The following is a 16,456-nucleotide window of genomic DNA, read 5'->3' as shown; positions in this document are numbered from 1 at the left end:
CATCTTGTCGAGCAGCAACCCGCTGCGTGACCCCGCAGACCGACGGCTCCCGCGTATCGCGGGGCCGTCGGGCCTGGTCATCTTCGGCGTCACGGGCGATTTGTCACGAAAGAAGCTCATGCCCGCCGTGTACGACCTCGCGAACCGGGGTCTGCTGCCGCCGGGGTTCTCGCTGGTCGGCTTCGCCCGGCGCGAGTGGCAGAACGAGGACTTCGCCCAGGAGGTCCACGACGCGGTCAAGGAGCACGCCCGGACCCCCTTCCGGGAGGAGGTCTGGCACCAGCTCATCCAGGGCATGCGGTTCGTCCAGGGCACCTTCGACGACGACGACGCCTTCGAGCGGCTGCGCGACACCATCCAGGAGCTGGACAAGCAGCAGGGCACGGGCGGCAACTTCGCCTTCTACCTGTCGGTGCCGCCGCGCTCCTTCCCTGTGGTCATCCAGCAGCTGAAGAAGCACGGTCTCGCCGACCAGACGGGCGGCTCCTGGCGCCGCGCGGTCATCGAGAAGCCCTTCGGCCACGACCTGAAGTCGGCCGAGGAGCTCAACAAGGTCGTGCACGAGGTCTTCGCCCCGGACCAGGTCTTCCGCATCGACCACTACCTGGGCAAGGAGACCGTCCAGAACATCCTGGCGCTGCGCTTCGCCAACACGATGTTCGAGCCGATCTGGAACCGGTCCTTCGTGGACCATGTGCAGATCACGATGGCCGAGGACATCGGCATCGGCGGCCGGGCGGGCTACTACGACGGCATCGGCGCCGCCCGTGACGTCATCCAGAACCACCTGCTCCAGCTGATGGCCCTGACGGCCATGGAGGAGCCCGCCTCCTTCGACGCGGACGCGCTGGCCGCCGAGAAGACCAAGGTGCTCGGTGCCGTACGGCTGCCGAAGGACCTGGGCCGGGACACCGTGTTCGCGCAGTACGCGGCCGGCTGGCAGGGCGGCGCCAAGGCGGTCGGCTACCTCCAGGAGGAGGGCATCGACGCCAAGTCGAAGACCGACACCTACGCCGCGATCAAGCTGGAGGTCGACAACCGCCGCTGGGCGGGCGTCCCCTTCTACCTGCGCACCGGAAAGCGCCTCGGCCGCCGGGTCACCGAGATCGCGGTGGTCTTCCAGCGGGCGCCGCACTCCCCCTTCGACCACACGGCGACGGAGGAGCTCGGCAAGAACGCGATCGTGATCCGGGTCCAGCCCGACGAGGGCGTCACGGTCCGCTTTGGCTCCAAGGTGCCCGGCACCTCCATGGAGATCCGGGACGTGTCCATGGACTTCGCCTACGGCGAGTCCTTCACGGAGTCCAGCCCGGAGGCGTACGAGCGCCTCATCCTGGACGTCCTGCTCGGCGACTCCAACCTCTTCCCGCGCACGGAGGAGGTCGAGCTGTCCTGGAAGATCCTCGACCCGATCGAGCAGTACTGGGACAAGAACGGCACCCCGGCCCAGTACGCGGCCGGTACCTGGGGGCCCGTCGAGGCGGACGAGATGCTCGAGCGAGACGGACGGAGCTGGCGCCGGCCATGAAGACAGATCTCACGGACACCACCTCCAGCAAGATAAACAAGGCCCTCGTCCAGAGCCGCCGGGCCATCGGCACGCCTGCCGTGGGCATGGTGCTGACGCTGGTCATCGTGACGGACGAGGAGAACGCGTACGACGCGCTCAAGGCCGCCAACGACGCCTCGCGCGAGCATCCCTCGCGCACGCTCGTGGTCATCAAGCGCGTCTCGCGTTCGCCCCGGGACCGCACGAAGTCCCGGCTGGACGCCGAGGTGCGGGTGGGCGCGGACGCGGGCACCGGCGAGACGATCGTGCTGCGGCTGTACGGCGATGTCGTCGCCCACGCCCAGTCGGTGGTCCTGCCGCTGCTGCTGCCGGACGCGCCGGTGGTGGTCTGGTGGCCGGTGAACGCGCCGCTGGACCCGGCCAGCGACCCGCTGGGCGCCCTGGCCCAGCGCCGGGTGACCGACACCTACGCCTCCGAGCAGCCGGTACGGGACCTGGAGGCCCGGGCCGGCGCCTACACCCCCGGCGACACGGACCTGTCGTGGACCCGCATCACGCCCTGGCGCTCGATGCTGGCCGCGGCCCTGGACCAGGTCGTGTGCGAGGTCAAGGGCGTCGAGGTGGAGGGCGAGGAGTTCAACCCGAGCTGCGAGCTGCTGGCGATGTGGCTCGCGGACCGGCTCGATGTCCCCGTGAAGCGGTCGCTGTCGGCGGGCCCCGGTCTGACGGCGGTACGGATGGTCACCGACTGCGGTCCGATCGTGCTGGACCGGGCGGACGGCTCGCTGGCGACGCTCTCCATCGAGGGCCAGCCGGACCGTGCCGTGGCGCTGAAGCGGCGGGACACGGCCGAGCTGATCGCGGAGGAGCTGCGGCGGCTCGACCCGGACGACACCTACGCCTCGGCGCTGAAGTTCGGGGTGGAGCGGCTGAACGCGTCCGCCGCGGAGCCGGTGGCCGAGGAGGGGCCGGTCGCGGTGGAGACTCCCGTGGAGGAGGCCGCGAAAGCCCCCGCCAAGAAGGCCGCGAAGAAGGCACCGGCGAAGCAGGCTCCGGCCAAGAAGGCTCCGACCAAGAAGGCGGCGGCGAAGTGAGCACCCCGCAGCTGGTCGTGCACCACGACAAGGAGCTGATGGCGCAGGCCGCGGCGGCCCGGCTGATCACGAAGATCGTGGACGCCCAGACCTCCCGGGGCTCCGCGTCGGTGGTCCTCACCGGTGGCCGCAACGGCAACGGCGTGCTGGCCGCACTGGCGGCGGCCCCGGCCCGGGACGCGATCGACTGGGGGCGCCTGGACCTGTGGTGGGGCGACGAGCGGTTCCTCCCCGAGGGGGACCCGGAGCGCAATGTCACGCAGGCCCGCAAGGCCCTGCTGGACTCGGTGCCCCTGGCCCCCGAGCGGGTGCACGCCATGCCCGCCTCGGACGGCCCGTACGGCGCCGACCCGGACGCCGCGGCGGCTGCCTACGCCGCCGAACTGGCCCGCGCGGCAGGTCCCGAGAACCATGGCCCGGTCCCCACGTTCGACGTCCTGATGCTGGGCGTCGGGCCGGACACGCATGTGGCGTCGCTGTTCCCGGAACTCCCCGCGGTCCGCGAGACCGAGCGGACGGTGGTCGGCGTGCACGGCGCGCCCAAGCCCCCACCCACCCGGATCACCCTCACCCTCCCGGCGATCCGGGCGGCCCGTGAGGTGTGGCTGCTGGCGGCCGGCGAGGACAAGGCCCAGGCCGCGGCCATCGCCCTGTCGGGCGCGGGTGAGATCCAGGCCCCGGCGGCGGGCGCGTACGGCCGGCAGCGCACCCTGTGGCTGCTGGACACGGCGGCGGCCGGGCAGCTGCCGCGGTCGCTGTACCCGCCGGCATCCGCGTAGGCCGATGAGCGGTGGGGGACGCACGTCCCCCACCGCTCCTCCTACTTCACCGATCCGGCCATGACCCCCTGCACGAAGTGCCGCTGGAAGGCGAAGAAGACGACCACCGGCACGATCAGCGAGACGAACGCGCCCGGTGCCAGCACATCGATGTTGCTGCCGAACTGCCGTATCTGGGACTGGAGTTCCACGGTGAGCGGCTGGGACGAGCTGTCCGCGAAGAGCAGGGCGACCAGCATGTCGTTCCACACCCACAGGAACTGGAAGATGGCGAGGCTGGCGATCGCGGGCCGGCCGACCGGCAGGACGAGCCGGGTGAAGATCCGCCACTCCCCGCCGCCGTCCATCCGCGCGGCCTCCAGCATCTCCTTGGGCATCTCCGCGAAGTAGTTCCGCAGCAGGAACACCGCGAACGGCAGCCCGTAGGCGACGTGGAAGAGCACCACGCCGGGGATCGTGCCGAACAGCCCCAGCTGGCCGAAGAGTTTGGCGACCGGCAGCAGTCCGATCTGCACCGGCACCACCAGCAGCGCCACCACGACGAGGAAGATCGCCTCCCGGCCCGGGAAGTCCAGCCAGGCGAACGCGTATCCGGCGAGCGCCGCGAGCACCACGACCAGCACGGTCGTCGGCACCGAGATCAGCACGGTGTTCCAGAACGCCTGGGTGATGCCCGCGTTCTCCAGCAGCGCCGAGTAGTTGTCGAAGGACAGCTGGCCGGGGCTGGTGAACACCGTCCACCAGCCGCCCGTCGCGGTGTCCTCGGCCGATCTCAGCGAGGACAGCAGCAGCCCGGCGAGCGGGGTGACCCAGACCAGGCCGACCAGGACCAGGAAGGCCTGCACCAGGCCGTTGCCGAGCATCCGGCGGACGGCGTTCATCGCTGACTCCTTCGGAAGCGGCGGAGGTTGAAGACCATGGCGGGCACCACGAGCAGCAGCAGGAGTACGCCGAGGGCGCTGCCGAGGCCCTGGTTGTTGCCGCCGCCGAACGACACCAGCCACATCTGGGTGGCGAGCACGGTGGCGTCCTCCTGCACCGGCCCCGGCGCGATGATGTAGACGAGGTCGAACACCTTCATCACGTTGATCACCAGGGTCACGAAGACCACGGTCAGCACCGGTGCGAGCAGCGGCACGGTGATCCGCCGGAAGATCTGCCACTCGTTGGCGCCGTCCATCCGTGCCGCCTCCAGCGCGTCCCGCGGCAGCGTGGCGAGCCCGGCGCCGATCAGCACCATCGCGAACCCGGTCCAGATCCACAGGTAGGCCCCGATGATCGCGGGGGTCACGAGCACCGGACCGAGCCAGGAGATCCCTTCGTAGGGCGCGGCGAAGTTCGAGGCGGGCAGCCTCAGTTCATAGGCGCCCCGGTCCAGGCCGGTGAACCGGAAGGAGCCGTCGGATGCGGTGGTGGTCGTGGCGGCCGTGCGTCCGTCGCGCACCGCCTCGACGGTGATCTCCGGCAGCCCGCTCTCCCGCCGGTCGACCTTGCCCTCCTCCCCTCCCCCGCCGGGGGTGAAGTCCAGCCAGACGACTCCGCTCAGGTCGCCGGGGGCGGCCTGGCGGGCGGCGGCCGGATGGGCGGGTTCGGCGCCCGCGGGCAGTTCCTTGGGCGGGACGCCGACCAGGCCGAGCGTCACCGCCTCGCCGGTGGAGGCGCTCGTGCGGTACGAGCCGTCCGCTTCCTTGGTCAGGCCCTGCCCGTCGCGGGCGCGGGCCGTCGGGTAGGCGGAGGTGCCGGTGAAGGCGTCGTGCACGGAGACCGCGGCGGCGTTGAGGACGCCCTTGTCGGGGTCCTCGTCGTAGGCGAGCCGGAAGATGATGCCGGCGGCGAGGAAGGACACCGCCATCGGCATGAAGAGCAGCAGCTTGAACGCGGTGGCCCAGCGGACCTTCTCCACCAGCACGGCCAGGATCAGGCCGAGCCCGGTCAGCAGGGCCGGGGCCACCACCACCCAGATCGCGGAGTTGCGGACGGCCTTCAGGGTGGCCGGGTCGCGGAACATCTCGGAGTAGTTCTCGCCGCCGACGAACTCGGCGCCGGAGGCGTCGAAGAAGCTGCGTCCGACGGAGAACAGCACGGGGTAGACGACGAGCGCGCCGAGCAGCAGCAGCGCGGGGAGGACGAAGAGGAGGGCGATGATCCGCCCGCGCCGCCGCAGGCTCCGGGCCCGTGGCGGGAGCGTGGCGGGCGGCGGGGAGCTCGTCTCCTTGACGAGGGTGGCGGTCATGGCGCGTCAGCCCTTGTACGCCTTGGCCGCCGCGGCCTCCAGCTTCGCCGCGGTCGCCTTCGGGTCCGAGGGGTCGCGCAGGAAGTCCTGGAGGATCTTCCACTCGCCGGCGCCCTTGGTGCCGCCGAAGGCGGCAGGCGCCTGGTCGGACATGTCGAAGCGGACCGAGTCCCCGGCGGCGACCAGGGACTTGGCGGTCGCCCGGGTGACCCCGTCGCTGTACGCGGCCGGGTCGAGCTTCTTGTTCGGCGACAGGAAGCCGCCCGCCTCCGCCCACACCGCCGCGGCTTCGGGGGTCGCCAGGAACTCGACAAGCGCCTGGGCCGCCTTCCGGTTCTTGCCGTCCTTCAGGACGACGGCCGCGTCCCCGCCGCTGACGACCGGCGCCTCACCGCCGCCGACCGCCGGGAACGGGAAGAAGTTGGCGTCGTCGCCGATGGATTTGCCGAACTGGTCCTTGGCGACACCGGCCACGAAGTCGCCCTCGTAGACCATGCCGGCCTCCGCCTTCGGCCCGAAGACCTGCTCGACCGAGCCGGGGAAGTCGGTGTTCAGGGCGCCGTCCCGGCCGCCGGCTATCAGCTGCTCGTCCTTGAAGAGCGTGCCGAGAGTGGTGAGGGCCTTCACCACGCTGGCGTCGGTCCACTTCAGCTCGTGCGCGGCGAGCGCGTCGTACTTCTCGGGGCCCGCCTGGGAGAGGTAGACGTTCTCGAACCAGTCGGTGAGCGTCCAGCCGTCCTGCCCGGCGACGGAGAAGGCGGCGAGCCCGGAGTCGGAGACCGTCCGCCCGGCCTCGAGCATCGCGTCGAAGGTGCGCGGCGGCTCGACGCCGGCCTGGTCGAGGGCGTCGGGGCTGTACCAGACGGTCGACTTGTGGGCGGCCTTGAAGTACAGGCCGTAGAAGGTGCCGTCGACGCTGCCGTACGTCTTCCAGACCTTCGCGAAGCCGGAGTCGACGGCGCTCTCGGTCTTCTTCGACAGCGGCTCGAGCCAGCCCTGCTCGGCGAACTGCTTCAGGACGCCGACCTGCGGGACCATCACGACGTCGGGGGCGTTGCCGCCCTCGATCTTGCTGCCGACGACCGTGGAGACGTTGTCGCCGGTGGACATGAACTGGGTCTTGGCGCCGGTCTTCTCGGTGAAGGCGTCGAGCACCTTCTGGAAATTCTTCTGTTCGCTGCCGGACCAGACCCCGGCCACGGTGGCCGTCTGGCCGCTGAGCGCCTGGTCGCCGCCGCCGGCCGTGACGGGTCCGCCGCCGCAGGCGGTGGCGCCGAGCGCGAGGGTGAGGGCGGTGCAGCTCATGAGCAGGGTGGAGCGTCGTCGCATCATCGTTGATGTCCCTTCGGGGGATGGGGAGTTGACGGAGAACTCAGAGGTCGCCGATCCACCAGGCGGCGGTGGCGCCGGGCAGTACGCCGGCCGGGCAGGGGCCGCTGGACAGCAGCGGGGTGCCGGAGACCGGCGGGGGGGCGGGGGCGGTGCCGAAGTTGACGGCGCAGACCACCCCGTCGCCGCGGGTGAAGGCGAGAACGCCGGGCGCGCTGTCCAGCCAGTGCAGCTCGCCCTCGCCCAACTGGGGCAGTGAGGACCGCAGTTGGAGGCCGTCGCGGTACAGGTGCCAGAAGGAGCGGGTGTCGGCGAGGGCCCGGTCGGTGGCGTACTCGGCGAAGTACGACGGCTGCGGCAGCCAGGGCTTGGCGCCCTCGACGCCCGAGGTGAAGCCGAACGGCGAGGCCTGTCCCGACCAGGGCAGCGGCACCCGGCAGCCGTCCCTGATCCGGGCGCGGTTCCCGGTGCGCCGGAAGATCGGGTCGGTGAGCACGTCGTCGGGCAGATCGACGACCTCGGGAAGCCCCAGCTCCTCGCCCTGGTAGATGTACGCGGCCCCGGGCAGCGCCAGCATCAGCAGCGCGGCGGCGCGGGCGCGGGCGGCGCCGAGGCCGCTGCCCTCGGTGGCGGGTTCGCCGTAGCGGGTGACGGTGCGGACCTGGTCGTGGTTGTTGAGGACCCAGGTGACCGTCGAGCCGGTGCCGGCGATGTCCTGCATGGCCTCGGAGATGACCTTGCGGAAGGCGTCCGCGTCCCAGGGGGCGCCGAGCAGGTCGAAGAAGAAGGCCTGGTGGAGTTCGTCCGGGCGGACGTACAGGGCGTGTTCGCGGGCGGTCGGCACGGAGACCTCGCCGACCAGGAGCCGGTCGTGGCCGTCGCGGGCGGCGTACTCCTCGCACACGGCCCGCCACCGGCGCCACACCTCGTGCACCTCGGGCTGGTTCCAGGCGAGCGGGTTGACCGAGTCGCGGGTGCGGGCGTCGGCCTCGGGGTCGTCCGAGTCGGGCAGGTCCGGGTGCTTGAAGAGTCCGGCGGCGACGTCGATGCGGAAGCCGTCGACGCCCCGGTCGAGCCAGAAGCGCAGCACCTGGTCGAACTCGGCGCCGATCTCGGGGTTGCGCCAGTTCCAGTCGGGCTGCTCGGGCGCGAACATGTGCAGGTACCACTGGCCGTCCTCGACCCGGGTCCAGGCCGGGCCGCCGAACATCGAGTGCCAGTTGTTGGGCGGCTCGGCGCCGTCCGGGCCGCGGCCGTCGGCGAAGTGGAAGCGGGCGCGGGCCGCGCTCCCGGGCTCGGCGGCGAGGGCCTCACGGAACCACGGGTGCTCGCTGGAGCAGTGGTTCGGGACGATGTCCAGCAGCACCTTGACGCCGAGCCGCCGGGCGGCCGCCATCAGCAGGTCGAACTCGGCGAGGTCGCCGAAGAGGGGGTCGACGTCCCGGTAGTCGGCGACGTCGTAGCCGTGGTCGTGCTGCGGCGAGGGATAGAAGGGGCTCAGCCAGATCCCGTCGACGCCGAGCTTCTTCAGATACGGCAGTCCGGCCCGGACCCCGGCGAGATCGCCGACGCCGTCGCCGGTGCTGTCCAGGAAGCTGCGGACGTACACCTGATAGATCACCGCGTCACGCCACCAGCGGTACTTACTCAACATGTATGCATGTTAGGTAGGCGTGTCCGAGCGGTGTCAATGAAAAGAACAGGAGTTACCGTTGGGTTGGGGTGCGAAATAGGGACTTACCGGTCCATGCTGAACCCAGATGAGATGCTCGCGTTACCTAACAAGTAACTAGCAGAGCTACGGAACTACCGACCGGAGACGGCGGCCAGCTCGCGCGCCAGTCTCCGCACCGCCGCCTCGGGCGTGCTGCGCCCGGTCATCGCGTCCCGCACCACCGCCTGCACCACAAGGCTGACCTGGTCGTAGCGCGGGCTCTTGGGGCGCGGGGCGGCCGTGAGCACGCTCTCGCGCAGGGTCGGGAGGTAGGGGAACTCCCGGATCAGCGCGGGATCCTCGTACAGCTCCGCCCGCACCGGCGGCAGCGCGCCGCGCGTGAGCACCTGGCGCTGGACGCGCTCACTGGTCAGGTACGCCATCAGACGCGCGGCGGAGTCGGGGTGCCGGGCATGGGTGCTCACGGCCAGATTGGAGCCGCCGAGCACACTGGTCCCCGGCCCGTCGGGGCCCGGCAACGGCACCGCGCCGACCTTCCCGGCGACCGGCGAGCCCTCGGCCGAGGCGACGACATAGGCGTAGGGCCAGTTGCGGAGGAACAGCAGACGCCCGTCCTGGAAGGCCTGCTTGGACTCCTCCTCCTTGTAGGCCAGCGCCCGCCGGGGGATCCAGCCCTCGCGCACCCCGCGCGCCAGGAAGCCGATGCCCTCGCGCGCGGCGGCCGAGTCCACGGTGACGCGCTCGCCCTCACCGCCGAGGATGGAACCGCCCGCCGAGTAGACGGCCTCGGCCGCGTTGACGGTGAGCCCTTCGTAGGGCAGGAACTGGCCGGCGTACCCGTCGAGCCCGTGCTCGGGGGCGACGGTCTTCGCGAGCCGCTCCAGCTCGGCCCAGGTGCGCGGCGGCTCGACGCCTTCCTCGGCGAGGACGTCCTTGCGGTACAGGAGCAGGCCGGCGTTGGTCACGTAGGGGACGGCGTAGAGCCGGCCGTCGTAGGTGGCCGTGTCGACGACCGGGCGCAGGAAGGTCCCCAGCGGGAAGCGGTCGCGGGGCAGCGGCCTGATCCAGCCCGCCGCCGCGAACTCGGAGGTCCAGTTCACGTCGATGTTCAGCACGTCGAACCGGCCCCGGCCGCCGTCCCGGAGATCGGTGGCCATCTGGGCGTGGGTCTCGTCGGCGGAGTCGGGCAGCTCGACGAGGGTGACCCGTTCCCCGGGGTGCGTGCGGTTCCAGCCCTCCAGCAGGGGGCCGAGATAGCCGGTGAGATCACCGGCGGTGGCCAGGGTGAGCGGTCCGCGGCCGGTACCGTCCGCGTCGCCGCCGCCGACGCCGGAGGCCGCGTAACCGGTCATCACCACGAGCAGAACGAGGAGGCCCCTACCGGCGGCGTGGATCCACCGCATAGGTTCCTCCCTGTACAACCGGCACGGGCATCGTCGCCCGGGACAAGGGCCATGTATACCTGTTAGGTATGCGCGATACTAGGGCCTGTCGCACATTACCGAGGCCCGAGGAGGACAGCACGAGTGCGCCTGCCCCTCCTGGCACTCCTCGCGCGCGGCCCCGCCCACGGCTACGAGCTCAAGCAGGACCTTGAGCAACTGCTGGGCTCGGCGTACCCTCAGCCGAACGTCGGCCAGATCTATGTCACCCTCGGCCGCCTCGAGAAGTCGGGACTGATCGAGGGCGAGGACGTCGAACAGTCCAGCCGGCCCAACAAGAAGGTCTACCACCTCACCGACGCCGGGCGGGAGGCGCTGAGCGCCTGGTTCGAGGAGACCGAGGACGAGCCGCGGGTGCGGGACGAGTTCTTCATGAAGCTGGCCCTCGCCCCCCGGACCCACCTCGCCGACCCGATCGCCCTCATCAACAAACAGCGGCGCCAGTACCTCACCACCATGCGCAACCTCTCCAAGCTGGCTGCCGCCGAAGACCGCGACAACCGCATCGCCCATCTGCTGATCGAGGGCGCGATGCTGCATCTCCAGGCCGATCTCGACTGGCTGGAGCGCTGCCAGGAAGAACTGGAGGAGCTGGAATGAGCGACGGTCCCGCTCCTGCGCCGCACGCCGACGGTCCCGGTTCCGTGCCGCACGCCGACGGCCCCGCCCCCGTGCTGCGCGCCGAGGGCCTGGCCAAGACGCACTACGGCGAGGGCGCCCCGGCGCATGCTGTGCGCGGCGTCGACCTGTCCGTGGCACGCGGCGAGTTCACCGCGATCACCGGCCCGTCCGGGGCCGGGAAGTCGACGCTGCTGCACCTGCTGGGCGGTCTGCAACGGCCGGACAGCGGCAGCATCCGCCTGGACGGCGTGGCCACGGACACCTGGAGCGAGGCCCGCTGGGCCGTCGAGCGCAGGAAGCGCATCGGGATCGTCTTCCAGTTCTTCAACCTGGTCTCGAACCTGTCCGTCGCCGACAATGTCGAACTGCCCGCCCTGCTCGCCGGCGTCCCGCCGAAGAAGGCCCGCGCCGAGCGCGAGGAGCTGCTGGCCGAGCTGGGTCTCGCGGGCAAGGAGCGCAGCATGCCGGGCGAGCTGTCCGGCGGCGAGCAGCAGCGGGTCGCGCTCGCCCGCGCCCTGGTCAACCATCCCCCGCTGCTGCTCGCCGACGAGCCCGCGGGCAGCCTCGACAGCAAGGGCACCCGCGAGGTGATGCGGCTGCTGTCCCGCTTCCACCAGCGCGGCCAGACGATCCTGCTGGTCACGCACGACGCCCGGCTCGCGAGCGCCGCGGACCGGGTGATCAGCTTCTTCGACGGGCGCATAGCCGACGACGCGACGCTCGCCGACGACACCCCGCCGCGCCGCGCCGGCATATCCGGCGTGCTGGAACTCAGGGACTGACATGCGGGCGTACGACGATCCCCGGGGCCTGAGCCGGACGCACGCCGGTCGTGGCACTTCCGTACGCCGGAGCCCGGGGACCGGCATGCAGGCCCACGACCGTCCTCAAGGGGTCTGAGCCGCATGCGAGCCACCCTGCGCTGGGCGCAGTCCGATCTGCGCACGCACCGCGGCGAGGCCCTGTTCCTGGTCCTCGCCACCGCGGGCGTCGTCGCCTCCCTGCTGCTGGCCACGGCCCTGTTCGGCTACGCCACCAACCCCTGGCAGCGCGTCTTCACCCAGTCCCGCGGCGCCCACGTCTGGCTGCACACGGAACCCTCCGCCGACGCGGGCCGGCTGACCGCCCTCGACGGTGTCGCCTCCGTCGCCGGCCCCTACCCCACCGCCCCGGCCACCCTCGCCTCCCGCGGCGCCCGCGCCTCGGTCGAGCTGCGCGGCACCCCCGAACAGCCCGCCGTCGGCCGTCCGCTGCTCACCTCCGGGCACTGGCTGGACCCGGCCACCCCCGACGGTGTCGTGCTGGAATCCCGCCTCGCCCGCACCCTGCTCGCCGCCCCCGGGGACACCCTCACCCTGCCCGGCACCGCGCGGACCCTCACCGTCCTCGGCGTCGCCGACAGCGCGGAGCCCCGCTACCGGCCCGGTGAACGGCCCGGACTGGTCTGGGCCCTGCCGTCCGCCGTGCCCGATCCGAGCGGCCAGGTCACCGGCCTGCGCCTGACCGACCCCGAGGACACCGACTACGCCGTCCAGCGCGCCGTCACCGAGCTGGGCGCGGGCGCGGTCGGCGAGGTCACCACCTGGCAGCAGGCCCGCGCCGAGGAGCAGGGCGACAACCGGCTGCTCGGCCAGGTGCTGGGCCTGTTCGGCCTCGGTGCCCTGCTCGCCGCCGGACTCGCCGTGCACGGCGCGATCGGCACCCGCATCCGCGGCCATCTGCGGGACATCTCGATCCTGAAGGCCATCGGCTTCACCCCGGGCCAGGTCGTCCGCGTCTACCTCCTCCAGCACCTCGCCTACGCCCTGCTCGGCGCCGTCTTCGCGGTCGCGCTCACCGAGGCCCTGGGCAACCGCCTTCCCGGCCGCCTCGGCGACGCGGTCGGCGTGTGGCAGGGCCTGCCGGGACACGCGGTGGCCCTGTTCGCGGTGCCGGCCTGCGCGGTCCTGCTGATCGCCGCGACCACCGGCCTCGCGGCCTGGCGGGCGGGCCGGGTGCCTCCGGTGCCGGTCCCGCGGCCGGCGGCTCCGGCCGGCGGCGGTCTGTCGGCACCGGTCCGGCGCATGCTGGGGCTACGGCTGTCCCCCGCGCTGGTGCTGGGCTGGCACACCGCGTTCGCCCGCCGGCCGCGCACCCTCGCCACCGTCGCCCGGCTCGCGCTGCCGCTGCTGCTGATCGTCGTGGCGCTCAGCGCGTGGAGCACCATCGACCGCTTCCAGCACCGCCCGGAGCAGATCGGCCTGCCCACCGCGCTCACCGTCCACACGGACTCCGGCATCGGCGCCCGCGACGCCCGCGCGCTGCTGGACCAGGAGCCGCAGGTCGCCGCGGTCCACCCGGGCGTCGAGGTCGCGGCGCTGGTCCCGGGCCAGACCTCCACGATCGCGCTGCGCGGCCTCGGCACCCGGGAGGACCCCTACCCCCATGCCCTCGCCGAGGGCCGCCCGCCGAGCGGCCGGGACGAGGCGGTGGCCGGGCAGGGGCTGCTGAACCTGCTGGACGCGCGGGTCGGGGACTGGGTCCGGATGACCGTCGGCGACCAGCCGCAGATCCTGCACATCGTCGGCCGCAGCATCGAACCGGAGAACGCCGGACGGGTCATTTCGACCTCGCTGGACACCCTGCGGGAGAACGACCCCGGCCTCACCCCGACCCGCTGGGAACTCCGGCTGCGGCCGGGCGCGGACCCGGCCGAGGTCGCGGACCGGCTGACCGCGGCCGGGCGCGGGCACCTGGACGTGCACACCGTGCCCAACCCCGCCGACGGCCTCTCCCCCCTGCGCGCGGTCGTGGTCGGCCTGATCACCGTGCTGGCGCTGATCGGGCTGATCGAGCTGCTGACGGCCATCGGCGGCATGGTCCGGGAGAGCGAACGGGATCTGCTGGCGCTGAAGGCGATCGGGCTCTCGCCCCGGCAGATCACGGGGATCACGGTGATGGCGACGGCGTGCACGGCCCTGGCCGCGGTGCTCGTCGCCACGGCCCTGGGGGCGCCCCTCGGGCGGTGGCTGATCGACGCCCAGGGCAGCTCGAGCGGCATCGGGGCCGGCATAGCGGACGGCCCGTCCGCCGCTCTGCTGCTGGCGTTCGGCACGGCGGCGGTGGCGGGGTCGGCTGCGCTTGCCGCGCTTCCGGCGGCCCGGGCCGCCCGGCGCCGGCTGACGGACACGTTGAGCGCCGTGGCCTGACGTCACCCGCGGGGCGTCATCCCCCGTAGGGCCGGTACGGGGGATGCCCGTGCGGAGGAACGTACGGCGGCGGAGTCGGCGGCATCGGTGGGATCACCGGCGGCACTGTCGCCGGATGCGCGTCCAGCCGGATGCCGTAGTACCGCTTCAGCCGCCCCATCTCCAGCAGCGCGATGCTCGTGACGGTCACCGGCGCGCCCAGGATGAACAGGATGCCCATCGCCAGGCCGAGGCCGTGCAGATCGCCCGTGAGGAGATCCGGGACGGCCATCAGCCAGGTCGTGACCGTGGCGAGCAGCGGCGGCAGGCAGCGGTGCACGGCGGCCGTGCCGAAGAAGTTCCCGGAGACCCGGAAGGCGCCCGCGGCGACGAAGCCGGTCATCCAGAGCGCCGCGAGGCCGAACGGCAGCATCAGGATGCCCCCGATCGCCGCCGACAGCTGGAACAGCAGCACCGTCGTGACGACCGAGCCGATGAACAGCAGCAGCAGCTTCAGCGAGTTCATCAGCGGCCGCCGCACCAGCCGCCAGTTGCCCGCGCGCCGCCAGCGGTAGAGCATCACACCGACCGTGAGCGGGGTGATCAGCAGCAGTACCGCGGACGCGGTCAGCGCGTTCTCCAGGACCTCGTCGAAGGCGAACCCGCCCTCGACGAAGGTGTAGACGCCCACCGCCGCGACCGCCCCGGCGATGATCCTGATCTTTTTCAGGGCCTCGACGGACGCATCGAGCGAGGCCGGTATCCAGCGCGGATGGAACATCGCCCGCGCCACCCGCTGCGGCTTGAGAAAGTCCCGCGCGGTCAGCGTACCGTCGGTCCAACTCCCGTGTGGGATGGTCACGTTGCACTCCCCCGAGTGATCGTTTCCTTGATCGTCGGGGGAGTCTAGTCGAAGCGGGCGACGCTCCGCCGCCCGCTTTCCGGCTCACCGGCCGCGCAGCTCCCGGTACTTGGCGACCAGCGCCTTCGAGGACGCGTCCAGACCGGGGACCTCGGCGCCCTCGGTGAGGGCGGGTTCCACGCGCTTGGCGAGGACCTTGCCGAGTTCGACGCCCCACTGGTCGAAGGAGTCGATGTTCCACACGGCGCCCTGGACGAACACCTTGTGCTCGTAGAGGGCGATCAGCTGGCCGAGCGCCGACGGGGTCAGCTCACGGGCGAGGATCGTGGTCGTCGGGTGGTTGCCCTGGAAGGTCTTGTGGCTGACCAGCTCCTCGGGCACCCCCTCGGCACGCACCTCCTCGGGAGTCTTGCCGAAGGCCAGCGCCTGGGTCTGGGCGAAGAAGTTCGCCATCAGCAGGTCATGCTGCGCCTTCAGTTCCTCGCTCAGCTCGGCGACCGGCTCGGCGAAGCCGATGAAGTCTGCCGGGATGAGCTTGGTGCCCTGGTGGATCAGCTGGTAGTAGGCGTGCTGTCCGTTGGTGCCGGGCGTGCCCCACACCACGGGCCCGGTCTGCCAGTCCACGGGGTTTCCGTCGCGGTCCACCGACTTGCCGTTGGACTCCATGTCGAGCTGCTGGAGGTAGGCGGTGAACCGGGACAGGTAGTGGCTGTAGGGCAGCACGGCGTGCGACTGGGCGCCGAAAAAGTTGCCGTACCAGATGCCCAGCAGGCCCAGCAGCAGCGGGGCGTTGGCCTCGGCGGGGGCGCTCCTGAAGTGGTCGTCGACCAGCCGGAAGCCGTCGAGCAGCTCCCGGAAGTTGTCGGGGCCGATGGCGATCATCAGGGACAGGCCGATTGCGGAGTCGAACGAGTAGCGCCCGCCGACCCAGTCCCAGAACCCGAACATGTTCGCCGTGTCGATGCCGAACTCCGCGACCTTCTCGGTGTTCGTCGACAGCGCCACGAAGTGCTGGGCGACCGCTTCCTGGCCGGCGTTCAGCTCGCCCAGCAGCCAGTTGCGCGCCGAGGTGGCGTTGGTGATCGTCTCGATGGTGGTGAAGGTCTTGGAGGCGATGACGAACAGCGTCTCCGCGGCGTCCAGGTCGCGGGTGGCCTCGTGCAGGTCGGCGCCGTCGACATTGGACACGAACCGGACCGTCAGCTCGCGGTCGGTGAACGCGCGCAGCACCTCGTACGCCATCGCCGGGCCGAGGTCGGAGCCGCCGATGCCGATGTTGACGACATTGCGGATGCGCTTGCCGGTGTGTCCGGTCCAGGCGCCGGAGCGGACCCGGTCGGCGAAGTCGCTCATCCGGTCCAGGACGGCGTGCACGCCCGGGACGACGTTCTCCCCGTCGACCTCGATCACCGCGTCCCGGGGGGCGCGCAGCGCGGTGTGCAGCACCGCCCGGTCCTCGGTGACGTTGATCTTCTCACCGCGGAACATGGCGTCGCGCAGCCCGAACACATCGGTGGCGGCGGCCAGCTCACGCAGCAGGCGCAGCGTCTCGGCGGTGACGAGGTGCTTGGAGTAGTCGATGTACAGGTCGCCGACCTGGAGTGCGTAGCCGGTGCCGCGGCCGGGATCGGCGGCGAACAGCTCGCGCAGTGCGACCTCGCCGAGTTCCTCGCGATGCTTGGCCAGAGCGGTCCATTCGGGTGTCTGGTTGAGCCTGGTACGGCCGTCTTGGTTCATCTCGGAC

Annotated in this window: 13 protein-coding genes; 6 read left to right on the top strand and 7 right to left on the bottom strand. The window is 71.7% G+C overall.

Annotated features, from left to right (window positions below; all coding sequences use genetic code 11):
* Positions 1-4: 4 nt before the first annotated feature.
* Genes zwf through pgl form a run of 3 tightly spaced genes read left to right on the top strand, consistent with a single transcriptional unit; the run spans position 5 to position 3,383 of the window.
* Complete coding sequence (gene zwf / locus M8H82_RS02110) at positions 5-1,528, top strand: glucose-6-phosphate dehydrogenase (RefSeq protein ID WP_250070546.1); 1,524 nt, start codon at positions 5-7, stop codon at positions 1,526-1,528.
* On the top strand, positions 1,525-2,604 hold the full coding sequence (opcA, locus tag M8H82_RS02105; RefSeq protein ID WP_250070545.1) for a glucose-6-phosphate dehydrogenase assembly protein OpcA: 1,080 nt from the start codon (positions 1,525-1,527) through the stop codon (positions 2,602-2,604). The genes zwf and opcA overlap by 4 nt, the downstream gene beginning before the upstream one ends.
* A complete protein-coding gene (gene pgl / locus M8H82_RS02100; protein WP_250070544.1) occupies positions 2,601-3,383 on the top strand; it encodes a 6-phosphogluconolactonase in 783 nt (260 codons plus the stop codon). Before opcA ends, pgl begins: the two co-directional genes overlap by 4 nt.
* Positions 3,384-3,424: 41 nt before the next feature.
* Here the strand turns inward: pgl and M8H82_RS02095 are convergent, their stop codons facing one another.
* The 5 genes from M8H82_RS02095 to M8H82_RS02075 form a co-directional block, all read right to left on the bottom strand.
* Entirely contained in the window at positions 3,425-4,264 is an 840-nt protein-coding gene (locus M8H82_RS02095; protein WP_250070543.1) for a carbohydrate ABC transporter permease, read from the bottom strand.
* Positions 4,261-5,616 carry a carbohydrate ABC transporter permease gene (locus tag M8H82_RS02090; RefSeq protein WP_250070542.1) on the bottom strand — a complete coding sequence of 452 codons (1,356 nt, stop codon included), beginning with the start codon at positions 5,614-5,616 and terminating at the stop codon, positions 4,261-4,263. The genes M8H82_RS02095 and M8H82_RS02090 overlap by 4 nt, the downstream gene beginning before the upstream one ends.
* A 6-nt stretch (positions 5,617-5,622) precedes the next feature.
* Complete coding sequence (locus M8H82_RS02085; RefSeq protein WP_250070541.1) at positions 5,623-6,948, bottom strand: ABC transporter substrate-binding protein; 1,326 nt, start codon at positions 6,946-6,948, stop codon at positions 5,623-5,625.
* Positions 6,949-6,988: 40 nt separating this feature from the next.
* Complete coding sequence (locus tag M8H82_RS02080) at positions 6,989-8,599, bottom strand: glycoside hydrolase family 13 protein (RefSeq protein WP_250070540.1); 1,611 nt, start codon at positions 8,597-8,599, stop codon at positions 6,989-6,991.
* A gap of 152 nt (positions 8,600-8,751) precedes the next feature.
* Positions 8,752-10,023, bottom strand: a complete 1,272-nt coding sequence (locus M8H82_RS02075) for an ABC transporter substrate-binding protein (protein ID WP_250070539.1) — start codon at positions 10,021-10,023, stop codon at positions 8,752-8,754.
* 123 nt (positions 10,024-10,146) lie between these two features.
* Here M8H82_RS02075 and M8H82_RS02070 point away from each other — a divergent pair, with 123 nt between their 5' ends.
* The 3 genes from M8H82_RS02070 (at position 10,147) to M8H82_RS02060 (ending at position 13,871) form a co-directional block, all read left to right on the top strand.
* Entirely contained in the window at positions 10,147-10,662 is a 516-nt protein-coding gene (locus M8H82_RS02070) for a PadR family transcriptional regulator (protein ID WP_250070538.1), read from the top strand.
* A complete protein-coding gene (locus M8H82_RS02065; protein ID WP_250070537.1) occupies positions 10,659-11,465 on the top strand; it encodes an ABC transporter ATP-binding protein in 807 nt (268 codons plus the stop codon). The genes M8H82_RS02070 and M8H82_RS02065 overlap by 4 nt, the downstream gene beginning before the upstream one ends.
* Positions 11,466-11,588: 123 nt before the next feature.
* Positions 11,589-13,871 carry an FtsX-like permease family protein gene (locus tag M8H82_RS02060; RefSeq protein WP_250070536.1) on the top strand — a complete coding sequence of 761 codons (2,283 nt, stop codon included), beginning with the start codon at positions 11,589-11,591 and terminating at the stop codon, positions 13,869-13,871.
* A gap of 16 nt (positions 13,872-13,887) precedes the next feature.
* Here M8H82_RS02060 and M8H82_RS02055 read toward each other — a convergent pair whose 3' ends face one another.
* On the bottom strand, positions 13,888-14,712 hold the full coding sequence (locus M8H82_RS02055; RefSeq protein ID WP_374211615.1) for a hypothetical protein: 825 nt from the start codon (positions 14,710-14,712) through the stop codon (positions 13,888-13,890).
* An 84-nt stretch (positions 14,713-14,796) separates the two neighbouring features.
* Positions 14,797-16,449, bottom strand: coding sequence for a glucose-6-phosphate isomerase (gene pgi, locus M8H82_RS02050; protein ID WP_250070535.1), 1,653 nt, complete (start codon positions 16,447-16,449; stop codon positions 14,797-14,799).
* Positions 16,450-16,456: the final 7 nt, after the last annotated feature.

This window comes from Streptomyces sp. YS415, assembly GCF_023544665.1.
Lineage (GTDB): Bacteria > Actinomycetota > Actinomycetes > Streptomycetales > Streptomycetaceae > Streptomyces.
The sequence above is the reverse complement of the archived record's forward strand: the minus strand, read 5'-3'. Positions and strand labels throughout refer to the sequence as shown.

Coding starts and splice junctions, on each gene's coding strand:
- opcA (WP_250070545.1), top strand. CDS start 1,525: ATGAAGACAGATCTCACGGACACCACCTCCAGCAAGATAAACAAGGCC.
- M8H82_RS02095 (WP_250070543.1), bottom strand. CDS start 4,264: ATGAACGCCGTCCGCCGGATGCTCGGCAACGGCCTGGTGCAGGCCTTC.
- M8H82_RS02090 (WP_250070542.1), bottom strand. CDS start 5,616: ATGACCGCCACCCTCGTCAAGGAGACGAGCTCCCCGCCGCCCGCCACG.
- M8H82_RS02085 (WP_250070541.1), bottom strand. CDS start 6,948: ATGATGCGACGACGCTCCACCCTGCTCATGAGCTGCACCGCCCTCACC.
- M8H82_RS02080 (WP_250070540.1), bottom strand. CDS start 8,599: ATGTTGAGTAAGTACCGCTGGTGGCGTGACGCGGTGATCTATCAGGTG.
- M8H82_RS02075 (WP_250070539.1), bottom strand. CDS start 10,023: ATGCGGTGGATCCACGCCGCCGGTAGGGGCCTCCTCGTTCTGCTCGTG.
- M8H82_RS02065 (WP_250070537.1), top strand. CDS start 10,659: ATGAGCGACGGTCCCGCTCCTGCGCCGCACGCCGACGGTCCCGGTTCC.
- M8H82_RS02060 (WP_250070536.1), top strand. CDS start 11,589: ATGCGAGCCACCCTGCGCTGGGCGCAGTCCGATCTGCGCACGCACCGC.
- pgi (WP_250070535.1), bottom strand. CDS start 16,449: ATGAACCAAGACGGCCGTACCAGGCTCAACCAGACACCCGAATGGACC.